This is a genomic window from Delftia sp. ZNC0008 (assembly GCF_000799035.1).
In the GTDB taxonomy this organism is placed as follows: domain Bacteria; phylum Pseudomonadota; class Gammaproteobacteria; order Burkholderiales; family Burkholderiaceae_C; genus Comamonas; species Comamonas tsuruhatensis.
Genome location: NZ_JTKZ01000789.1, coordinates 1 through 808, shown reverse-complemented (window position 1 = coordinate 808; position 808 = coordinate 1). Strand labels below are relative to the sequence as shown.

The 808-nt window shown below is 68.9% G+C and carries 1 protein-coding gene; it reads right to left on the bottom strand.

Annotation, left to right across the window (positions count from 1 at the left end; translation table 11 throughout):
• Positions 1-658 (bottom strand): alpha-hydroxy acid oxidase (locus L995_RS25395; RefSeq protein WP_047474111.1); only part of this gene is annotated, 658 nt, incomplete at its 3' end.
• Between the last annotated feature and the right edge of the window lie 150 nt (positions 659-808).

Genomic DNA, 808 nt, shown 5'->3' with positions numbered 1-808 from the left:
GGCGCCACAGGGTCTTGAGAAAGCTGCCGAACAGCCAGCGCGGATGGCTGATGCCCTGCCAGGCCAGGCCCGGCCCGGGCCGCAGCGGCGTGGAGAAACCGGCGCGCACATTGTTCTCGCGGTTGGCGGCCACGGGCGTGTCCACCGTGATCACCAGGGTCTGCACGCCGGCGGCGGCCACGCGGTCCAGCAGCGCATCGATCTGGCCCTGGTCACCCGGCAGGTAGGCCTGGAACCAGGTGTGGGGCGCGGCCGCCATCACCTCCTCCAGCCGGATCAGCGAGGAGCCGCTCATGATGGCCGGCACGCCCGCCTGCTGTGCGGCCTGGGCCAGCACCAGGTCGCCCCGGTAGGCCGAAAGCGCGGCAATGCCCATGGGCGCCACGCCGAAGGGCGCCCCGTAGCGGCGCCCGAACAGCTCGAAGGAGGGATCGCGCTGTGCCACGCCCACCAGCGCGCGCGGCACGAAGGCCAGCTCGGCAAAGGCGCGGCGGTTGTCCGCCAGCGAGGCGTTGTCCTCCACCGCCCCGCTGATGTAGGCATGGATGGGGCGCGGCAGGTGGCGCCGCGCCAGCCGCTCGAAATCGTCAAGCGACAGCACGCCGCGCAGGCGGCGCGGTGGCGTGGCGGAAGCGGCAGGGACGGCAGGCGTAGGCATTGCCAGCCAATGTAGGAGGGCGCAATTCCAAAGAAAAGCGAAATAAATCGGAATCAATGTTTCGCTTTTGTGAAAATATCGCCATGACCCTCAAACAGCTCGAAGCCTTCTACTGGGCCGCCACCTGCCTGAACTTCAGCGTGGACGCGG